The organism is Caldimonas manganoxidans ATCC BAA-369 (assembly GCF_000381125.1).
Taxonomy (GTDB): Bacteria; Pseudomonadota; Gammaproteobacteria; order Burkholderiales; family Burkholderiaceae_C; genus Caldimonas; species Caldimonas manganoxidans.
The window spans coordinates 74,625-92,991 of sequence record NZ_KB905934.1 but is presented as its reverse complement, the minus strand read 5'-3'; the positions used below and the strand labels follow the sequence as shown (position 1 = coordinate 92,991).

General features: G+C 66.6%; 20 protein-coding genes. 9 read left to right on the top strand and 11 right to left on the bottom strand.

Going from position 1 to position 18,367, the window contains the following annotated elements; all coding sequences use genetic code 11:
- Nucleotides 1-129 precede the first annotated feature (129 nt).
- The 6 genes from F615_RS0105305 to F615_RS0105280 form a co-directional block, all read right to left on the bottom strand.
- Entirely contained in the window at nt 130-2,361 is a 2,232-nt protein-coding gene (locus F615_RS0105305; protein ID WP_019560136.1) for a site-2 protease family protein, read from the bottom strand.
- A 44-nt stretch (nt 2,362-2,405) separates the two neighbouring features.
- Nucleotides 2,406-3,335 (bottom strand): LysR family transcriptional regulator, encoded by a 930-nt coding sequence (locus F615_RS0105300; protein WP_019560135.1) that lies wholly within the window; start codon nt 3,333-3,335, stop codon nt 2,406-2,408.
- Between the two features lie 28 nt (nt 3,336-3,363).
- Nucleotides 3,364-4,206, bottom strand: coding sequence for a tryptophan 2,3-dioxygenase (gene kynA / locus F615_RS0105295; protein WP_019560134.1), 843 nt, complete (start codon nt 4,204-4,206; stop codon nt 3,364-3,366).
- A gap of 10 nt (nt 4,207-4,216) precedes the next feature.
- Nucleotides 4,217-5,488 (bottom strand): kynureninase, encoded by a 1,272-nt coding sequence (gene kynU, locus F615_RS0105290; RefSeq protein ID WP_019560133.1) that lies wholly within the window; start codon nt 5,486-5,488, stop codon nt 4,217-4,219.
- Nucleotides 5,489-5,502: 14 nt separating this feature from the next.
- Nucleotides 5,503-6,132, bottom strand: coding sequence for an arylformamidase (gene kynB, locus F615_RS0105285; protein ID WP_019560132.1), 630 nt, complete (start codon nt 6,130-6,132; stop codon nt 5,503-5,505).
- Between the two features lie 87 nt (nt 6,133-6,219).
- Entirely contained in the window at nt 6,220-6,606 is a 387-nt protein-coding gene (locus F615_RS0105280) for a YkgJ family cysteine cluster protein (RefSeq protein ID WP_019560131.1), read from the bottom strand.
- Between F615_RS0105280 and F615_RS0105275 the strand changes: the two genes are divergently transcribed.
- Nucleotides 6,605-6,994, top strand: a complete 390-nt coding sequence (locus F615_RS0105275) for a DUF2784 domain-containing protein (protein ID WP_019560130.1) — start codon at nt 6,605-6,607, stop codon at nt 6,992-6,994. The two genes, F615_RS0105280 and F615_RS0105275, sit on opposite strands and share 2 nt — an antisense overlap.
- Here F615_RS0105275 and argF read toward each other — a convergent pair.
- Nucleotides 6,960-7,892: an ornithine carbamoyltransferase gene (gene argF, locus F615_RS0105270; RefSeq protein ID WP_019560129.1), complete on the bottom strand. Its 933-nt coding sequence runs from the start codon at nt 7,890-7,892 to the stop codon at nt 6,960-6,962. The genes F615_RS0105275 and argF overlap by 35 nt on opposite strands.
- Before the next feature lie 8 nt (nt 7,893-7,900).
- Entirely contained in the window at nt 7,901-9,112 is a 1,212-nt protein-coding gene (locus F615_RS0105265) for an acetylornithine transaminase (protein WP_026330048.1), read from the bottom strand.
- Between the two features lie 276 nt (nt 9,113-9,388).
- Here F615_RS0105265 and F615_RS0105260 point away from each other — a divergent pair, with 276 nt between their 5' ends.
- The gene (locus F615_RS0105260; protein WP_019560127.1) at nt 9,389-9,721 is read left to right on the top strand and encodes a DUF3579 domain-containing protein; all 333 of its coding nucleotides are present in this window, start codon (nt 9,389-9,391) and stop codon (nt 9,719-9,721) included.
- 124 nt (nt 9,722-9,845) lie between these two features.
- Here the strand turns inward: F615_RS0105260 and rpsT are convergent, their stop codons facing one another.
- The gene (gene rpsT / locus F615_RS0105255; protein WP_019560126.1) at nt 9,846-10,139 is read right to left on the bottom strand and encodes a 30S ribosomal protein S20; all 294 of its coding nucleotides are present in this window, start codon (nt 10,137-10,139) and stop codon (nt 9,846-9,848) included.
- A gap of 223 nt (nt 10,140-10,362) precedes the next feature.
- On the opposite strand from rpsT, the gene murJ reads away from it, so the two are divergent.
- The gene (gene murJ / locus F615_RS0105250) at nt 10,363-11,919 is read left to right on the top strand and encodes a murein biosynthesis integral membrane protein MurJ (protein ID WP_019560125.1); all 1,557 of its coding nucleotides are present in this window, start codon (nt 10,363-10,365) and stop codon (nt 11,917-11,919) included.
- 71 nt (nt 11,920-11,990) lie between these two features.
- Nucleotides 11,991-12,845 carry a SirB1 family protein gene (locus F615_RS0105245; RefSeq protein ID WP_019560124.1) on the top strand — a complete coding sequence of 285 codons (855 nt, stop codon included), beginning with the start codon at nt 11,991-11,993 and terminating at the stop codon, nt 12,843-12,845.
- 16 nt (nt 12,846-12,861) lie between these two features.
- On the opposite strand, the gene purM is transcribed toward F615_RS0105245, so the two are convergent.
- Nucleotides 12,862-13,899 (bottom strand): phosphoribosylformylglycinamidine cyclo-ligase, encoded by a 1,038-nt coding sequence (gene purM, locus F615_RS0105240; protein WP_019560123.1) that lies wholly within the window; start codon nt 13,897-13,899, stop codon nt 12,862-12,864.
- A 159-nt stretch (nt 13,900-14,058) separates the two neighbouring features.
- On the opposite strand from purM, the gene hda reads away from it, so the two are divergent.
- From hda to F615_RS0105215, 5 genes are read left to right on the top strand one after another with little or no spacing between them, the layout of a single operon-like run.
- The gene (hda, locus tag F615_RS0105235) at nt 14,059-14,736 is read left to right on the top strand and encodes a DnaA regulatory inactivator Hda (RefSeq protein WP_019560122.1); all 678 of its coding nucleotides are present in this window, start codon (nt 14,059-14,061) and stop codon (nt 14,734-14,736) included.
- A complete protein-coding gene (locus F615_RS0105230) occupies nt 14,733-15,413 on the top strand; it encodes a histidinol-phosphatase (protein WP_019560121.1) in 681 nt (226 codons plus the stop codon). Before hda ends, F615_RS0105230 begins: the two co-directional genes overlap by 4 nt.
- Nucleotides 15,410-16,999 (top strand): polynucleotide adenylyltransferase PcnB, encoded by a 1,590-nt coding sequence (gene pcnB, locus F615_RS0105225; protein WP_019560120.1) that lies wholly within the window; start codon nt 15,410-15,412, stop codon nt 16,997-16,999. Before F615_RS0105230 ends, pcnB begins: the two co-directional genes overlap by 4 nt.
- Nucleotides 16,989-17,492 carry a 2-amino-4-hydroxy-6-hydroxymethyldihydropteridine diphosphokinase gene (folK, locus tag F615_RS0105220; protein WP_019560119.1) on the top strand — a complete coding sequence of 168 codons (504 nt, stop codon included), beginning with the start codon at nt 16,989-16,991 and terminating at the stop codon, nt 17,490-17,492. The genes pcnB and folK overlap by 11 nt, the downstream gene beginning before the upstream one ends.
- Before the next feature lie 15 nt (nt 17,493-17,507).
- Nucleotides 17,508-17,873, top strand: coding sequence for a DMT family protein (locus tag F615_RS0105215; protein WP_019560118.1), 366 nt, complete (start codon nt 17,508-17,510; stop codon nt 17,871-17,873).
- Between the two features lie 9 nt (nt 17,874-17,882).
- On the opposite strand, the gene F615_RS0105210 is transcribed toward F615_RS0105215, so the two are convergent.
- Nucleotides 17,883-18,362: a TM2 domain-containing protein gene (locus F615_RS0105210; RefSeq protein WP_019560117.1), complete on the bottom strand. Its 480-nt coding sequence runs from the start codon at nt 18,360-18,362 to the stop codon at nt 17,883-17,885.
- Nucleotides 18,363-18,367: the final 5 nt, after the last annotated feature.

The following is an 18,367-nucleotide window of genomic DNA, read 5'->3' as shown; positions in this document are numbered from 1 at the left end:
GTGATGGAGGTTGACCCGTTCTGGGGGCTAGCGGCCGATACAGGGGCCCCGACTTTGCTCGGCAGCCACGGACAACGGTCGATCGCGCGCAGTATACCGAAGCGCGAACACGTGCCTGCGGGGATGCGCTCATCGAGGCTTGGGGGCAGGGCTCGCGGGGTGCAGGCGCAGATAGGCTTGCGACAACAGCTCGCGCAAAGACGCCTGCGGGTGCACCCGCAAAGCCTCGATGTCCAAGCGGACCCAATGCGCCGTGGCCCCGTCGCGGCCGGGCATCAACAACAAGGGCTGGCCCTCGATGTGACCCACGTGCCACCAGCCCAAGACCTCGTCGATACGGACTTCACAGGGCAAGCCGGGGGCCGAGGCGCATTCGACGACGATCTTGGCGCGGGTGGGGCTGCCATCGGGGGACTGCTGTGGCGCAAGTCGTGCAGCCAAACGCGGTCGGCTCTGGCGCAACGGGAGGACGTCGCCGATGGGCGCCAGCTGCAGCCAGGGATCGACGCTCAAGCCATCGCGCGTGCGATACACCTCGATCAGCTCCGTGGGCAGGGAGGCGCCCAGGCGCTGTTGCAAGGTGGCCAGGCCCAAAGGCGTGGCCGCGTGGCGGGCGGTGGGATCGGTCGGTGACAGTGCCAAGACCAGCTCACCCACGCTCCACTGACGCACCAAGGCTTCGTGCTCTCGTGAGCGCAGCGCCTGCCGTTCGGGTTCGCTCATGAAGGCGGCGCGGCCGACCTGCACCAGCTGCGGGCCAAGGGCCAAAGGCAAGGCCAGCGCGGCCAGATGAAGGGCCGCCACGCCCAGCGCCCAAGGGCCCTTCAGGGGCCGTGACCTCAGCTGGGTGATCAACTCGTCGACCATGCCGATGCGCTGCCGCAGCGAGGCCCGGGCAGGCACCACTCGCTCCAGGGTTTGGAACGCCAGTCGTGCCAGGGCGCGAGCATCGGCGGGCTTGCGCGCGCGGGCCGTGCGGGCATAGAGCCGCTCGAAGCGCATTTGGCGCCACAGACCTCGCCAGCTCAGCGCTTTGAGCAGGATCAGCGCCCAGGCGATGGTCCAGCCGACGAACCACCACAGCGCCAGCAGACCCAGCACGGCCAAGCCTTCCAGCGCGATGCGCACCACCACATGGCGCGCCGGCAGCAGGGCTTCGAGGACGCGCCCGCCATCGAAGGGGTGCAAGGGCAGCAGGTTCAAGGCATTGACCAGCAACAGGAGCCAGCCCAGTTGCACGAGCTCGGGGCGTGCCGGCGGCCAGCCAAGCAGCGCAGCGCCCAGCAGCAAGCCCGGCAGCGGGCCGGCCAGGCTCACGATGACTCGGTGCCAGGCAGGGGGGTGACTCGACTCGCCGAAGGCCACGCCACCGATCAGTGGCAGCATCAGCATCTGCATGTGGCGGTAGCCCAGAGCGCGCAGGGCCAGATAGTGGCCAGCTTCGTGCAGCGCAATGACCACCAGCAGCAGACCCGCGAAGGGCCAGCCCAACAGCCCTCCTCCGAGCACGAGGCACAGCGCGAGGCTCAGGCCGTACAGCGTCCACTGCACCACCGCAGGAGGGCTGTGCTTGGGCCGCGCATGCGTGGCGATGTAGAGCATCAGGCTGCGCTCCAGCGGCGCCGAGGTCTTTCGCGCCGGCGACTGCGGCGGCAGTTGCTGGAGGGTGTGCACCAGGCGCTTGATCTGGCGGGTCAGGAAATACCCCAGAGCCGGCAGCTTGCGCGGTGCGATGCGCAAGGACTCGCCTTCGGGCTCGCACCAACCGGCTTGCACCACAGCCTGCAGGCAGCGCTGCTCATAGGCCCCGAGCCGGGCCTCGATGTCCTCGGGGTCGCCCCAGGGCAGGAAGTCCTGCAAGCCTTCGGCGCGCATGGCATCGAGCTGGGCTGCATACTGGTCTTTCACCGACGGGAAGCTGTCGCCTGCGAGGCGCTGCACCTTGGGATCGGCCGGGAACAAATGCATCGGCACGTTCGAGGTGAGCACCATCGGCCCGTCTTTCAATTCGGCCAGCAAGCTCAGGATGGGCACATTGGGCAACTCCGGCAGGCTGGGGCCGGTCAGCTGCGCGACGATGGGGAAGTGGAAGTGGCGAAATACCCGTATCGGCTGCCAGGGGGTCCATTCGCTGGGGGTGGCCAGCGCTTGCGCCGCATGGGAGAAGCGAAAGCCCAGCTCGGCCAGTTCGGCTTCGATCGGGCTGAACAAGTCCTCGATCGCCGCCTGCAGCCTCGGTGGGGCGGGGCGGCGCCTCAAGTGGCTGGGCAGCCGCAGGCTGGCCAACGCACGGATCCTGGCCACCACCGGCGCCAGCAACCCGATCCCCGCGATGGCCACTGCCAACACTGCCCAACTCATGCTCGCTCCTCGGTGTGGTCCGTGCGCGCTCGTCGATGGCCGCATCAGGCCGGATGCGTCAGCTTCAGATATTCCCACAAGGCTTGGGCCGCGGGCCGCACATGTTTGGCGGCTTCAGGGCGCTCGCGGTAAATCCGCACGTCCATGGTCACTTCATAGAGGGCCGGGTCGGTCGCTGCGCTGACCAGACGTCGGCTGCGGGCTTCTTTGCGCACCGAACTGCCAGGCAGGAAGGCCAGCCCATGGCCTTCGAGCGCCATGGCCTTCAGGCCCTCGGCCATGTCGGTCTCGTAAATGGTTTCCAGGTGCAGCGGCACGGGCGAGCGCTGCTTGATCGATTCGACCAGGCGGCCCAGGTAGGCGCCAGCGGCATATCCGAGCAAGGGCACGGGCCGCTGCGGTGTGCCCTGAGTGAGCAGGAACAGCGGCCGACCGTCCGGGCCGGCTTTGGCATACGGTGCCAGCGTCTCCACCCCCAAGGTCAGCATTTCGTAACGCTCGGGGTTGATCTGCAAGGGCTGCGAGGCATGGTGGTAGGCAATCAGCAGATCGCAGCTGCCTTCGGTCAAGCGCAGCACCGCGTCGTGCACGTTGAGGGCGATCAGTCGGCTCTTGATCGGCGCGAAGCGCTCGCGCAGGCGGGTGATCCAATGCGGAAAGAAGGTGAAGGCCAAGGTGTGGGGCACGGCAAACTCGATCAGGTCCTGCCCCGTGGCGCGGTGCGCGCGCATCAGGTTGCGCGTGGCTTGCAGCGTGCCGAGAATCTCCAAGGCCTGCGCCAGAAAAGTTTCTCCGGCCGGCGTCAGCCGCGTCGGGTACGAGGATCGGTCCACCAAGTCCACGCCGATCCATGCCTCCAGCGCTTGGATGCGGCGCGAGAAGGCCGGTTGTGTCACGTGTCGCAACTGTGCCGAGCGCGAGAAGCTGCGTGTCTCGGCCAGGCTCACGAAGTCTTCAAGCCATTTCGTTTCCACGGCGGGCAATGTCCTCGGGGGGGCAAGATCATAGGTCGGTCCGCAGCTTCCAGATCTCGGGGAAAAGCACCACGTCGAGCATCTTGCGCAAGTAAGCCACGCCCGAGGTGCCGCCCGTGCCGCGTTTGAAGCCGATCACGCGCTCGACCGTGGTCACATGGCGAAAGCGCCACAAGCGGAAGGCGTCTTCCAGATCGGTGAGTTCTTCGCCGAGTTGGTACAGATCCCAGTGCTGCGCAGGTTGGCGATAGACCTGCAGCCAGGCCTGTTCGACCTGGGCACTTTCCACGTAAGGCTGGGTCCAGTCGCGCTCGACGTGGCTGGCCGGCACTGGCAAGCCGCGCCGCGCCAGCAAGCGCAGCGATTCGTCATACAGGGACGGCGCCCGCCAAGCCGCTTCCACCTCGGCCAGACGGCGCGGGTTGTGGGCATGCGGCTTGAGCATGGCCGCGTTCTTGTTGCCCAACGCAAACTCGATGCAGCGGTACTGCCAACTCTGAAAGCCGCTGGAGTTCGACAGATACGGGCGGATGGCCGAATATTCCGGCGGGGTCATCGTGGCCAACACGTCCCACGCATGCACGAGCTGCTCCATGATCTTGCTTACCCGCGCCAGCATCTTGAAGGCCGCAGGCAGTTCGTCACGGGCCACGCAGGCGATGGCCGCGTGCAGCTCGTGCAGCATCAGCTTCATCCACAGCTCGCTGGTTTGATGCTGCACGATGAACAGCATTTCATTGTGGTCGGGCGACAGTGGATGCTGAGCACTGAGGATCTCGTCCAAGTGCAGGTAGTCGCCATAGCTCATGTCTTTGGAGAAATCGAGCTGGGCGCCTTCGGCGCGCACGATGTCTTCGGGTCGCTCGGTCATGGGGACGTCCTCAGGTCACCGCGGCACGCTGATGGAAGCGGGCTTCACGCCATTGCCCGCTGTCCATCACCTGAACCAACTGTTCCACCGCATCCCATACATCGACGAAGCGGGTGTACAGCGGCGTGAAGCCGAAGCGCAGGATGTCGGGCATGCGCGGGTCGCCGGCGCGGAAGTCGCCCACCACCTGTCGACTGATCAGCGCCTGCACGATGGCGTAACCCCCTTCCGAGCGGGTCAGGCAGACTTGGCTGCCGCGATGCTCGGGCTCGCGCGGGGACACCACGGTCAGGCCATGCCCCGCGCAGCGCGCCTCGACGAGTTCCGCAAACAAGGAGGTCAGCGCGATCGACTTCTCGCGCAAGGCTGCCATGCCCCCCAAGGGTTCGGCCGCCAGCACGGTATCCACTCCGCACTCCAGCGCGCTCATGGCGATCACCGCCGGCGTGCCGCACAAGTAGCGCGCGATGCCCGGCGCGGGCTCGTAAGAGGGGCTGAAGCGGAAGGGCTCGGCATGTCCCATCCAGCCCGCCAGCGGTTGCCAGAAGCGCTGCACATGGCGCGGGTGGACCCACACGAAGGCCGGTGCGCCTGGACCGCCATTGAGATATTTATAGCCGCAGCCCACGGCGAAGTCGGCGTCGGCCCCATGCAGGTCCACCGGCACGGCCCCGGCCGAATGCGCCAAGTCCCACACCACGAGGGCGCCGGCAGCGTGCGCCGCGCGCGTGAGCGCCGCCATGTCGTGCATGTGACCGGTGCGGTAGTTCACGTGCGTCAGCAGCAGCACGGCCACCTCCTCGGTCAGCGCCGCGGGCAGCTCCTCGGCTTCGACGAGCTCGAGCCTCCAGCCGCGTTCGTGGGCCAGGCTTTCGGCGATGTAGAGGTCGGTCGGGAAGTTGCTGCGCTCGGACAGGATCACCCGCCGACGCGGATGGTCTTGCCCCATGATGTGGCTGGCGGCCATCAGCACCTTGTAGAGGTTCACCGAGGTCGAGTCGGCGGCCACCACCTCGCCGGCGCGCGCGCCGATGAGCCGCGCGATCTTGTCGCCGACGCGCCGCGGCAGGTCGATCCAGCCCGCGGAATTCCAGCTGCGGATCAGATCGCGCCCCCATTCCTCGCGCAGCACCTGCTGCAGCCGCCCAGGCGTGGCACGCGGCAGCACGCCCAGCGAATTGCCGTCGAGGTAGATCCAGCCTTCTGGAATGTCGAACCACTCACGCAAAGGGGCAAGGCGGTCTTGGGCGTCCAGTGCCAGGCAGTCTTGTCGTGTGATCATGTCGGCGTGTCCGGTCAGGGCAGCTCGCGCAGCACGGCGCGCACCGGGCTGGCATCGGCTTCCATCCATTTCAGGGGCAAGGCGATCAGCTCGTAATCGCCCTCGGGCACCTCGTCGAGCACGAGGTTCTCCAACACGCGCAAATCACGCTTGAGCAGCACCTGGTGGGCATCCAGGGTTTTGCTCGAAGCCGGGTCCACCGAAGCCGTGTCGATGCCCACGAGCCGCACCCCTTGGTCGGCCAGCCATTCCAGCGTCTGCGGCGCAAAGGCGCTGAAGTCATCGACCCAACGGTCGACCACCGCCCGCGCGTAGGTACGCACCAGCACGCGCGCCGGCAGCTGCGCTTGCGCATGCGCCAAGTGCTCCGGACGCACCAGCGGCCCCACGCCGATGGCGTGGATCACCCGGCACGGGCCCAAGTACGGCGCCAGGTCCAAGGCGCCGATGGGCGCCGCGCCGTTGGCATAGTGCAGCGGCGCATCGGCATGGGCGCCGGCATGCGGCGAGGTGGTGATGCAGCTGACATTGACCGGACAGCCCGGCCCGAGCGTGGCGCTCCAGACCTGAGCGTAAGGCGTATCCCCGGGAAACACCGGACTGCGCGAATGCAGAGGCGGGGAGATGTCCCACAGGCGTTTCATGGCGAGCGCTTGGCATTGGAGAAGCCGAAATTTCAGCACCGCCGACCGCGGTGTGGTGTCGGTTATTTCCAACGCCACACCAAATTCTTAGCCGATTCCAGCCAAAGGGGGAAGGCCATGACGAGCGCGAGCGCGTGTGCAAGCCTCGTCCGGCAGCCCCACAGGGGCCAAAGCGCCGAACTCGCGGCAGGGCGAGGGCCGCCACTCGTAGATGCCGCAGTACGCGTTCACGCCCACCTGGCCCACCAGGGCCGCGCAGCGGGGGCGGGCGTGGTCGGTGCCGCGCATGCGGCGGATGGTGTCGGTCACCTCCACCGTCAGCCCGGCGGGCACGCAGCCGCCAGCCTCGTCGAGCTCATCGCGCGCGAAGTCCACGCGGAAGCTGGCGCAGCAGGCGCCACAGCGGGTGCAGGGGTTGTCGCCCACCGCGCCCACCTCGGCATGGTTGCGTTCGTCGTTGTAGTCTGTGGTCATGATCTACCGCGCGCTTGCCGATCTGTTGGTCCTGTTGCACCTGGGCTTCGTCGTGTTCGTGGTGCTGGGCGGCTTTCTGGTGTGGCGCTGGCCTCGCCTGGTCTGGGCCCACCTGCCGGCGGCCGCCTGGGGCGCCTGGATCGAATTGAGCGCAGGCATCTGCCCGCTCACGCCTTTGGAGAACCATCTGCGCCAGGCTGGCGGTCAGGCGGGCTACACCACGTCATTCGTCGAGCACTACGTGATGCCACTGCTGTATCCGGTGGGGCTCACGCCGGCCGTCCAAGCCTGGCTGGGCATCGGCGTGATGGCCATCAACGCGCTGGCTTATGGCCTCTGGGCGTGGCGGCGTCTCAGCCGATCCGACCGAGCAACAGGTACTCCATGAGGACTTTTTGCACGTGCATCCGATTCTCCGCCTCGTCCCAAACGACCGATTGTGGGCCGTCGATGACCTCGGCGGCGACTTCTTCACCGCGGTGCGCCGGCAGGCAGTGCATGAACAGGGCATCGGGCTTGGCCACGGCCATCATCTCGGCGTCCACACACCAGTCGGCGAAGGCTTGGCGGCGTTGTTCGTTCTCGGCCTCGAACCCCATGCTGGTCCACACGTCGGTGGTGACCAGGTCGGCACCGCGGCAGGCATCCATCGGGTCTTTGAAGGTCTTGTAGCAGCTCGCATCGCGGATGCCGGCCACGGCCGGATCGACTTCGTAGCCGCTGGGCGTGCTCACATGCACCGTAAAGCCCAGGACCTCGGCCGCTTGCAGCCAGGTGTTGGCCATGTTGTTGCCATCGCCCACCCAGGCCACCACTTTGCCTTGGATCGAGCCGCGGTGCTCGATGTAGGTGAAGATGTCGGCCAGGATCTGGCAAGGGTGGAATTCGTTGGTCAGCCCGTTGATGACCGGCACGCGCGAATGCGCCGCAAACGCTTCGAGCTTGGCTTGCTCGTAGGTGCGGATCATCACCAAGTCCACCATGCGGCTGATCACGCGCGCGGTGTCTTCGATCGGTTCGGCACGGCCGAGCTGGCTGTCGCCGGTGGTCAGGTGCACCACCGAGCCGCCCATTTGGTACATGCCCGCTTCGAAGCTCACGCGCGTGCGGGTGCTGGCCTTCTCGAAAATCATCGCCAAGGTGCGATCGACGAGCGGCTGGTATTTTTCATAGTTCTTGAAGCGCTTCTTGATCACTGCGGCGCGCTCGAAGAGGTAGGCATATTCCTCGGCGCGGAAGTCCTTGAACTGCAAGTAGTGCTTCATCAGCGAGTCTCCGGGTTTCATGGCCGACCTCATGCTGCAGGGGCCGTCAGAAAGGACTTCACCAGCGGGGCGAGCTTGGCAACGATTTCCTCGGCTTCGGTCTCGGTGAGGATGAGCGGGGGCACGATGCGGATCACCTTGTCGGCCGTCACACTGATCAGCAAGCCGGCGTCCATCGCCTGGCCGAGCAGGGCGCCGCAGGGGCGGTCCAACTCGATGCCCAGCATCAGGCCCTGTCCGCGGATCTCGACCACGCCGGGCACGGCGCCGAGTTCACGGATGAGGCCGGCTTTGAGCGCCGCGCCCACGCGCGTGGCTTGGTCCAGCAAGCCTTCTTCTTCCATGATGCGCAGCGTTTCGAGGCCAGCGCGCATGGCCAAGGGGTTGCCCCCGAAGGTCGTGCCGTGGTTGCCCGGTTGCAGGACGTGCGCGGCTTTCGGGCCGGCCACCACGGCGCCGATGGGCACGCCCGAGCCCAAGCCCTTGGCCAAGGGCATCACATCGGGCACGATGCCGGCCCACTGATGCGCAAACCATTTGCCGGTGCGACCGATGCCACACTGCACCTCATCGATGATCAGCAACCAGCCGCGCTCGTCGCACACGCGGCGGACTTGCCTGAGGTATTCGGCACGGGCCGGGTTGACGCCGCCTTCACCCTGAATGGTTTCCAGGAACACTGCCACCACGTTGGGGCGGGTCTTGGCCACGTCTTCCAGAGCGGCCGCATCGTTGAGCGGGATGCGCACGAAGCCCGGCACCAGGGGGCCGAATCCGGCCTGCACCTTGGGGTTGCCGGTGGCCGACAACGTGGCGATCGAGCGGCCGTGGAACGCCTTTTCATAGACCACGATCTCGGGCAGGTCGATGCCCTGGTCGTGCCCGAACTTCCGTGCGATCTTGATCGCGGCCTCATTGGCCTCGAGACCGGAGTTGCAGAAAAAGACATTCGTCATGCCCGACAGGGCGACCAGCTTGGCGGCCAGCTGCTCCTGCAAGGGTATTTGGTAGTAATTCGAGCAATGGATCAGGCGGGCGACCTGGTCCTGCAGGGCCGCAACGAGCCGTGGATGGGCGTGCCCCAGGGTGTTGACCGCGATACCGCCCAAGGCGTCGAGGTACTCTCGTCCGTCGGTGTCCCAGACCCGGCAGCCTCGTCCATGCGACAACGCGATCGGCAGCCGACCGTAGGTGTTCATCACATGAGGCATCGACGAGTTTGCGGTCTGGGGAGCGTTCATGGCGTCTTTTGCAAAAGAAAATCGCGGCAGCAAGCCCTGCACCCGCAGGGCCCCCCCACCGCGTCGGCCATCCCATTCTAGGGCAGGCGCTGCCCCAGCGGCATGAAAGCCGCACGACAGCTCGGCCGTGCCATCATCGCGGCGGCAGGAATCCGACGGAACCTCGGGCAAGTCTTATATAAGATATCATTCGCAAGACCTGTCGCTGCAGGAACCCGCCTACACTTCTCAGCTCAGCGCGGCCGCCACAAGCGGCATATCGAGAGTCTGTACCGCATGACCCACCCCAAACCCCGTGAGATCTTCATTCAGGGGATCACCCGCGACGGCCGCATCTTCCGTCCCAGCGACTGGGCCGAGCGTCTGGCCGGTGTGATGTCGTGTTTTCGACCGGCCGGGGGGCAGCCGGGCCGCTCGGGGCCTTTGGGGTATTCGCCCTATTGCGTGCCCACCGTGGTGGGGGGCGTCAAGTGCGTGGTGGTCAACGAGGCCATCCGGCAAATCGAGCCCATGGCCTGGGACTTCGTGATGAACTTTGCCCGCGACAACGACCTGCAGATGGTCGAAGCCTGTCTGATTCCCGATCCGCCGGACTCGCCTCGAGACTGAAGGCCCGCAACGGTGGGGGATGCCCGCCAGAGGTGCCCCATGGCACGCCCCAGGCATGACCCCAGCCAGGCATGAAAAAGGGCTCGCCATGCGAGCCCTTTGCGATCTCAACCCGGTTGGCGCTTCAGGCGGCCAGGGCCTTGATCGATGCCGACAGGCGGCTCTTGTGACGAGCGGCCTTGTTCTTGTGGAAGATGCCCTTGTCCGCGATCGAATCGATCACTTTTTGGGCGTGCTTGAACAGTTCGGCGGCGCGGGCCTTGTCGCCGGCCGCCACGGCCTTCTGAACGTTCTTGATGACCGTGCGGAACTTGGACCGCAGTGCCGTGTTCGCGGCGTTGAGTTTGACATTCTGGCGGGCGCGCTTGCGGCCCGACGCGATACGGACGGTCTTCTTGGCTTTGGACGAAGTGGCCATGGACGGATGGATCTGATTCGGGTTGAGCGAAACTCGAAGTATAGCATGGACGAGCCCGCATGCCCATGGTCCGTGCCCAGGGGTGGCCGCATCCCGCAGGAGGGGCAAGGCATCGCTGCTGCGGCCGTCTGCGGGGCTCTCGACGGCGGGCTCTCGGCGGTGGGGCTCTCTATAATCGCGGCGCGTTTTCCCGAAGGCGCGCGTCCAGCGCTGCGCTGCTCACATGAATCTGCTGCGCGCCGCTTCCACCGTCTCTTTGCTGACCCTGGCCTCGCGAATCACCGGATTGGTGCGCGAGCTGTTGATGGCGACCATCTTCGGCGCCTCGGCCTGGACCGACGCCTTCAACGTGGCCTTCCGCCTGCCGAACCTGTTGCGCCGCTTGTTTGCCGAAGGGGCGTTCTCCCAGGCCTTCGTGCCTCTTTTGGCTGAAAGCCGCGCGCGCCAGGGCGACGAGGCCACCCGATCCTTGGTCGATGCCGTGGCCACGGTGCTGATCTGGGTCTTGCTGTTGACCTGCGTGCTGGGCGTGGCAGCCGCGCCGGTGTTGGTGTATGCGATCGCTGCCGGGCTGCGGCAGTCGGCCCAAGGTTTCGAGGCGGCGGTCGTGATGACCCGTTGGATGTTTCCCTACATCGGCTTCATGTCGCTGGTGGCACTGTCGGCCGGCATCCTGAACACCTGGAAGCGTTTTGCAGTGCCGGCGGCCACGCCGGTGTTGCTCAATGTGGCGATGATCGCCGCCGCCTGGGGGCTGACGCCGCGCTTCGAGGCTTGGGGGCTGCCGGGCATTTATGCGATGGCCGCGGGCGTGATGTTGGGCGGCGCGCTGCAACTGGCCGTGCAGGTGCCGGCCTTGGCGCGCATCGGCATGCTGCCACGCTGGTGCGGGCTGGGCACGGCTTGGCGGCATGCCGGGGTGCAGCGCCTGCTGCTGATGATGGCCCCTGCCGTGCTGGGGGTGGCCGTGGCCCAGGTCTCGCTGCTCATCAACACGCAGATCGCCTCCTTTCTCGGCGAGGGCCGGGTGTCTTGGCTCACGTATGCGGATCGCCTGATGGAGTTCCCCACGGCGTTGCTCGGGGTGGCCCTGGGCGTGGTGCTGCTGCCTCAGCTGTCGGCCGCGCAAGCCGTGGGCGATACGCGCCGCTACAGTGAGTTGCTCGACTGGGGCTTGCGTTTGGTGTTGCTGCTGGCCTTGCCCAGCGCCGTGGCGCTGTTGGTCTTTGGTCGGCCGCTGGTGTCGGTGCTCTACCACTACGGGGCCTTCGACGATGGCGATTTGCGCCAGACCAGTCTGGCGCTGATGGGCTACGGCGTGGGCTTGGTCGGCCTCATCGGCATCAAAGTGTTGGCGCCGGGCTTTTATGCCCGCCAGGACATCCGCACGCCGGTGCGCATCGCGATCGTGGTGCTCGTGCTCACACAGGCCATGAACCTCGTGTTCGTGCCGTGGCTGGGGCATGCAGGACTGGCCCTGTCGATCGGTGTGGCGGCCCTGATCAATGCCGGCTGGCTGCTGTGGGGCTTGCAGCGCCAGGGGGCCTACGCGCCTCGGCCGGGCTGGCGGCGCTTCGTCGTGCAGGTCATGGCCGGCTGCGCCGTGCTGGGGGTCGGGTTGGCCGGCGCCGCCGAGGGGCTGGACTGGGCCGCGCTGCGCGCCACGCCGTGGCTGCGCGTGGGCTGGATGGTGCTGTGCCTGGGCGTGGCGGCCGTGGCGTACTTTGGCACGCTGGCGGCCGTGGGCGTGCAACTGCGTCAGTTCGCCCGGCGGGCTTGAACGCCGCGGCCCTCGTGATGGGAGGGCCTTGGGGGTCGGCGCGGCCGATGCGTCGGCCTACACTTGAGGTCATGCACTATGGCCCTTCGACCGCGCTGGACTACTTCGCGACCTTGGTGGCCGACGATGCCGCCTTTCCCTTGACCGAGGCGGCGCTGTCCTTGGCCCAGGACGAGTTTCCCGATTTGGACGTCCAAGGGGTCTTGGCCGAGATCGACGCACTGGCCGAGCGGCTCAAGCGTCGCTTGCCGGCCGACAGTTCTGCGCTGCATCGCCTGCGCATGCTCAACCATTACTTCTTTGGAGAGTTGGGTTTCGCGGGGAATGTGAATGATTACTACGACCCCTACAACAGCTGTTTGAACATCGTGCTGCAGTCACGCCGCGGCATTCCCATTTCCCTGGCGGTGCTGTACATCGAGCTGGCTCACCAGGTGCGCTTGCCGGCCCAAGGGGTGTCCTTTCCCGGGCATTTCCTCGTGAAGCTGCGCATGTCCGGCGGCGACGTCGTGATCGACCCGTTCAGTGGGGTGTCGCTGTCGCGCGAGGACTTGGAGGAGCGCTTGGCACCGTACAAGCGTCAGCAGGGGTTGATGGGTGAATTCGACCTGCCGCTGGGGCTGTTCCTGCAAGCCGCTTCGGGGCGGGAGGTGATCGCGCGCATGCTGCGCAACCTCAAGGAGATTCATCGCACCCAGGAAGACTGGCCGCGCCTGCTGGCGGTGATGCAGCGTTTGGTGATCCTGCTGCCCGATGCTTTGGACGAGTTGCGCGACCGTGGGCTGGTCTATGCCGAGCTGGGCAGACGCGAGGAGGCCATGGCCGATTTGGCCGATTACGTCCACAAGGCCCAGCAGGCCAGCGACCGCATGGCCATCGCCCAGCGGCTGGAGGCGCTGCGCGGCACGGGGCCGCGCTGGCATTGAGCGGGGGAAGGCGGGGTCAGACCACCTGGGTGGGCGGCTCGTCGCCTTGGCGCGCTTCGATGCGGCCGATGGTGTAGACCGTCTGGCCCTGCTGGCGCAACACCTCGGCCGCGCGGGCTGCCTCGCTGGGCGCCACGACGAGGACGAAGCCGATGCCGCAGTTGAAGGTGCGGTGCATTTCCGATTCGGCCACGGCGCCTTCGCGCTGCAGCCACTGGAAGATTTCGGGCCGCGGCCAAGCATCGCCTTGCAGCACGGCCTTGGTGTGGGCGGGCAGGCAGCGCGGGATGTTTTCCAGCAGACCGCCGCCGGTGATGTGGGCCATGCCCTTGATGCGCACGGTCTTCATGGCCTGGAGTACGGGCTTGACGTACAGGCGCGTGGGGGCCATCACGCGGTCGCGGAAGGGCTGGCCGTCCAAGGTGGCCGGCAGTCCCGCGGGGCCCACGCGCTCGACGATCTTGCGCACCAAGGAGTAGCCGTTCGAATGGACGCCGCTGGAGCTCAGGCCCAGTACCACGTCGCCCGGGGCGATGTCGCGCCCGTCGACGATGCCGCTCTTTTCGACCACCCCGACGCAAAAACCGGCAAGGTCGTACTCGCCCGGGGGGTACATGCCCGGCATCTCGGCGGTTTCACCGCCGATGAGCGCACAGCCCGATTCCTCACAGCCGCGGGCGATGCCGCCCACCACACGGGCGGCGGTGTCCACGTCGAGCTTGCCGCAAGCGAAATAGTCGAGGAAGAACAGCGGTTCGGCGCCTTGCACCAGCACGTCATTGACGCTCATGGCCACCAGATCGATGCCCACGGTGTCGTGCATCCCCCACTCGAACGCCAGTTTGAGCTTGGTGCCCACCCCGTCGGTGCCGGAGACGAGCACGGGCTCGCGGTAACGCTTGGGGATCTCGAACAGGGCGCCGAAGCCCCCAATGCCGCCGAGCACGCCTTCGCGCAGCGTGCGGCGCGCCAGGGGTTTGATGCGTTCGACGAGGGCATCGCCCGCGTCGATGTCGACGCCGGCGTCACGGTAAGACAGGGAGGTGTGGGACATGGTCGGTGCGCGGGCGGCGTCGTGCCGGCCCGATAGAATTTGGGCGGATTTTACCGGCCAGCCCCGACACCGAAGGTGTGGCGCTGGCCGTCTTTGATGTTGGATCCCCTGCGAGTCTGAGATGACCTTGCGTCCTTGCCTGTTGGCGTGTGCGCGTCCATGAGGCAGCTGCCCCTGGGCCTGGGGCCCGCCGACCCCTGCAGTTTCGATAACTTTCATGCGCTCGGCAACGAGGCCGTGGTGGCGCATCTGCGCGCGCTGGCCAACGCGCCAGTGGCCAGCGCGCCGGTCTATCTTTGGGGGGCGCGCGGCACGGGCAAGACCCATTTGCTGCGTGCCTGGACCGAAGCGGTGAGTGCGCCGGGCGGTCGGGTGGGCTGGTTCGATGCGACCACCCCGCTGCCTTGGGAGCACGACGAGGATTGGCGGGGCGTGGTGTTCGATGGCGTGCACGCATTCGACGCGGGCCGCCAGCACGCCGCGTTCGTCTTGTTCGCGCAGGCCACTGCCATGGGGCAGCAGGTCGTGGCCGCCGGCGCCGTGCCGCCGGTGGACTTGGCCGTGCGAGAGGATTTGCGCAGCCGCCTGGGCTGGGGCCCCGTGTTTCAGCTGCAAGCCTTGCCCGAGGAGCATTGCCGCGCGGCCTTGCGGCGCGAGGCCGACCGCCGGGGCATTTTTCTGTCCGACGAAGTGATGAGCTATCTGATGACGCGCTTCGAGCGCGACCTGGGCAGCCTGATGAGTCTGCTCGATCGTCTGGATCGTTTCGCGCTGGCGCAGCAGCGGGGCGTGACCATTCCTTTGCTCAAGCGCATGCTGGCCGAGGAGGCCTTGTGACGCATTTCCGCAGTTTGTGCCTGTTCGATCTGGATCACACGTTGTTGCCGATCGATTCAGACCATGCCTTTGGGGAGTTCTTGGTGCGCATCGGCTGGGCCGACGGCGACACCTTCCGGCGTGGCAATGACCACTACTACGCCCAATACCTGGCCGGCCGCCTGAACTTGGACGAATACATCGACTTCAGCACGGCGCCATGGCGCTGCCGCCGACCTGAGGAGCAGCGGGCCGTGCAGCAGCGCTTCGTCGAGGAGGTGGTGCGGCCGATGCTGCATCCGAAGGCTGTGGCGCTGGTGCGTGAGCATCAGGCGCGCGGCGACTTGGTGGCCATCGTGACGGCGACCAACGAGTTCGTCACCACGCCGATTGCGGCGGCCTTCGGCGTGGAGCATCTGTTGGCCGTGCAGCTGGAACGCGATGCAAGCGGTACCATCACGGGCCGCATCCAGGGTGTGCCGTCCTACCGTGAAGGCAAGGTGACCCGTGTGGATCAGTGGCTGGCCGGTCTGGGGGCGCACTGGTCGCAGTTCGAGCGCACGAGCTTCTACAGCGATTCGCCCAACGATTTGCCCCTCCTGGAGCGGGCCAGCGACCCGGTGGCGACCAATCCGTCGCCGGCGCTGGAATCCCTGGCCCGCCAGCGGGGCTGGCGCATATTGAAACTTTTCGAATGATCAAAAAGCTGATCGACAAGCTGCTGGGCAAGACCGGCGGCCGGCAGGCCGCCCCCCGGCCGGGCATGCCGGTGCTGGGCCGACGGGTGGAAGTGCCCAAGTCCGTGCACGGCATCGACCCTGCGTGGGTGGACGAGCGCGCCGTGAAGGTGGTGCGCACGCTCACCGAGGCGGGCTACGAGGCTTATATCGTCGGCGGTGCCGTGCGCGACTTGCTGCTGGGCTTGCGTCCCAAGGATTTCGATGTGGCCACCAATGCCACGCCGGAGCAGGTCAAGGCGCTGTTTCGACGCGCTTTCATCGTCGGTCGGCGCTTTCGCATCGTGCATGTGGTGTTCGGCCGCGGGCGCGACCACGAGGTGATCGAGGTCTCGACATTTCGCGCCTATGTCGATGCCGCCTCTGCCGAGCAAGTGCAGGGCAATGAAAAAACATCGAAATCACAGATCGCCGACAAAAACCACGTGGTCGATGCCAGCGGGCGGGTGCTGCGCGACAATGTCTGGGGTCCGCAGATCGAAGACGCCGCGCGCCGCGATTTCACGATCAACGCGATGTACTACGACCCGCAGCGCGAGATCGTGGTCGATTACCACGGCGGCATTGCCGATGTGAAAAAGCGAGTGCTGCGCATGATTGGCGATCCGCCCACCCGCTACCGCGAGGATCCGGTGCGCATCATCCGTGTGGTGCGCTTTGCGGCCAAGCTGGGTTTCGAGATCGAACCCAAAACGCGCGAGCCCATTCAGCGCATGGCCCACCTGCTCGACAATGTGCCGGCCTCGCGCCTGTTCGACGAGATGATCAAGCTGCTGCAGACCGGCCATGCGCTGGCCAGCCTGCAGGAGCTGCGCAAACATGGTTTGCACCGCGGCGTCTTTCCCATTCTCGATGTGGTGCTCGATGAGCAGCAACGGCACGATGGGCGCGAAAAGTTCGTGCAGCTGGCGCTGGCCGACACCGATCGCCGTGTGGCCGAAGGCAAGCCGGTGGCGCCCAGTTTCATGTTGGCCTGCATGCTCTGGCATGACGTGCTGGACCGCTGGCAGCGTCGCCAGGCACAGGGCGAATCGGCCTCCCAGGCCTTGGGGCTGGCCATCGATGAGGTCTTCGATGCCCGCATCGGCGACATTTCCGGCCGCGGCAAGCTGGCGGCGGACATGCGCGAGATCTGGATGATGCAGCCGCGCTTCGAGCGGCGCAGCGGCCATGGCCCCTTCACGCTGGTGCAGCAGCCGCGTTTTCGAGCGGGCTTTGACTTCCTCAGATTGCGTGCAGAGGCTGGCGAGGTCGACCCGGCGCTGGCCCGCTGGTGGGAAGAGTTCTCCCAGGCCGACGAGTCGGGCCGGCACAGCCTGCTGGAGGCGGTGCGCGAGCAGCAGCGCGCCGCCCAGCGCAGCCGGGGCCGCCGCAAGCCGGCGCACTTAGAGGCTCATGGCGATGCGCTGGTCGAAGCGCAGGGCGCTGGTGCGTCGGTGGCGCCTTCGGGCGAGGAGGCTGCGCCAGCGCGCAAGCGCCGGCGTCGCCGTCGCAAGAGCGCTGCCGCAGCAGCCGCCCCGGCGGGCGATGCGTCGCATGAGCCCTGACCGCTGCGTGCGACGCGCCTACGTCGGGTTGGGAGCCAATTTGGGCGATCCTCTGGACAGCTTGCGCCGGGCGGCTGCTGCCTTGCGCGCTCGTGCCGGGGTGTCGGGCTGGGCGGCTTCGCCGATCTACCGCACCCGGCCGCTGGATGCCGACGGCCCGGACTACTTGAATGCGGTCGTCGCCTTCGACACCGCTGAAACCCCGCAATCGCTGCTGCACGCCTTGCAGGCCCTGGAGCGGGCGCATGGGCGCCAGCGTCCCTACCGCAATGCGCCACGCACGCTGGATCTGGATTTGCTGCTGATCGATGCCTTGCAGTTGGAGCAGCCCGAGCTGGTGTTGCCGCACCCTCGCATGCACGAACGCGCATTCGTGCTGGCTCCGCTGGCCGATCTGGCGCCGGGGCTGGTCATCCCCGGGCGGGGAGAGGTGCGTTTACTGTTGACGAGCCTGCCCGACCAGGGCATCGAACGTCTGGACGACTCTCTGTAAAAAAGAAGGATTGCCATGAACGGTGCGCACGCGTGGACGGTGTCGCTGCAGACCATGGGCCTGCTGACGATTGCCAATGTGTTCATGACTTTTGCCTGGTACGCCCACCTGAAGGACCTGGCGGCCAAGCCCTGGTACATCGCTGCCGTGGCGAGCTGGGGCATCGCGTTGTTCGAATACCTCTTGCAAGTGCCAGCCAACCGCATTGGCTACAGCAGCGGTGTGTTCACGCTGCCGCAGCTCAAGATCATGCAAGAGGTCATCACGCTCACGGTCTTCGTGCCGTTTGCCATGCTCTACATGAAAGTGCCCTTCAAGTGGGACTTCGTCTGGGCGGGGCTGTGCCTGGTGGCCGCCGTCTACTTCATCTTCCGGTCCTGAGGGCGGCGTTCACTGGCTGATTTGCCGCGCGGCTTCGACTTGCAGTTCGAAGTAGTGCTGGAAACCGAAGGCCAGCGTGGCCATCAGCACGGCCGCGCCGATCATCAGCGCCGCGATCACGCCGATGACCACGGCCCAGCCGCTGCGGTGCTCGGGGCCATGCGGATTGAAGCGGGCATTCCACTGGTCGTCCGGGGTCAGTCCGTACAGGATGGCCATCAGCATCGCCTGCGAGACCATCAAGCCCAGCAGCGGGATCAGCAGCCACGACAGGCGATCGTCCTGACCGAAGGTCAGCATGCGCTGCACACCGAACACCCCGAGCGTCGTCGGCACGGGGTGCAGCCAGCCGAGCCAGTCCCGCCATCCGTACAGGTACAAACGGTGCAGCCCCAGGGAGCCCGCCAGCAGCGCGATCCAGGTGGCCAGGGTCTTGGATTTGTAGGGCCCGGCTGGGGCCAGGGCCGCAGATTCGGGAGGCGTCGTCATGGGGC

Excerpts from the sequence above, each read along its gene's own strand:
- F615_RS0105305 (WP_019560136.1), bottom strand. The coding sequence starts at position 2,361 with ATGAGTTGGGCAGTGTTGGCAGTGGCCATCGCGGGGATCGGGTTGCTG.
- kynA (WP_019560134.1), bottom strand. The coding sequence starts at position 4,206 with ATGACCGAGCGACCCGAAGACATCGTGCGCGCCGAAGGCGCCCAGCTC.
- kynU (WP_019560133.1), bottom strand. The coding sequence starts at position 5,488 with ATGATCACACGACAAGACTGCCTGGCACTGGACGCCCAAGACCGCCTT.
- kynB (WP_019560132.1), bottom strand. The coding sequence starts at position 6,132 with ATGAAACGCCTGTGGGACATCTCCCCGCCTCTGCATTCGCGCAGTCCG.
- F615_RS0105275 (WP_019560130.1), top strand. The coding sequence starts at position 6,605 with ATGATCTACCGCGCGCTTGCCGATCTGTTGGTCCTGTTGCACCTGGGC.
- F615_RS0105280 (WP_019560131.1), bottom strand. The coding sequence starts at position 6,606 with ATGACCACAGACTACAACGACGAACGCAACCATGCCGAGGTGGGCGCG.
- argF (WP_019560129.1), bottom strand. The coding sequence starts at position 7,892 with ATGAAACCCGGAGACTCGCTGATGAAGCACTACTTGCAGTTCAAGGAC.
- F615_RS0105265 (WP_026330048.1), bottom strand. The coding sequence starts at position 9,112 with ATGAACGCTCCCCAGACCGCAAACTCGTCGATGCCTCATGTGATGAAC.
- F615_RS0105260 (WP_019560127.1), top strand. The coding sequence starts at position 9,389 with ATGACCCACCCCAAACCCCGTGAGATCTTCATTCAGGGGATCACCCGC.
- rpsT (WP_019560126.1), bottom strand. The coding sequence starts at position 10,139 with ATGGCCACTTCGTCCAAAGCCAAGAAGACCGTCCGTATCGCGTCGGGC.
- murJ (WP_019560125.1), top strand. The coding sequence starts at position 10,363 with ATGAATCTGCTGCGCGCCGCTTCCACCGTCTCTTTGCTGACCCTGGCC.
- F615_RS0105245 (WP_019560124.1), top strand. The coding sequence starts at position 11,991 with ATGCACTATGGCCCTTCGACCGCGCTGGACTACTTCGCGACCTTGGTG.
- purM (WP_019560123.1), bottom strand. The coding sequence starts at position 13,899 with ATGTCCCACACCTCCCTGTCTTACCGTGACGCCGGCGTCGACATCGAC.
- hda (WP_019560122.1), top strand. The coding sequence starts at position 14,059 with ATGAGGCAGCTGCCCCTGGGCCTGGGGCCCGCCGACCCCTGCAGTTTC.
- pcnB (WP_019560120.1), top strand. The coding sequence starts at position 15,410 with ATGATCAAAAAGCTGATCGACAAGCTGCTGGGCAAGACCGGCGGCCGG.
- folK (WP_019560119.1), top strand. The coding sequence starts at position 16,989 with ATGAGCCCTGACCGCTGCGTGCGACGCGCCTACGTCGGGTTGGGAGCC.
- F615_RS0105215 (WP_019560118.1), top strand. The coding sequence starts at position 17,508 with ATGAACGGTGCGCACGCGTGGACGGTGTCGCTGCAGACCATGGGCCTG.
- F615_RS0105210 (WP_019560117.1), bottom strand. The coding sequence starts at position 18,362 with ATGACGACGCCTCCCGAATCTGCGGCCCTGGCCCCAGCCGGGCCCTAC.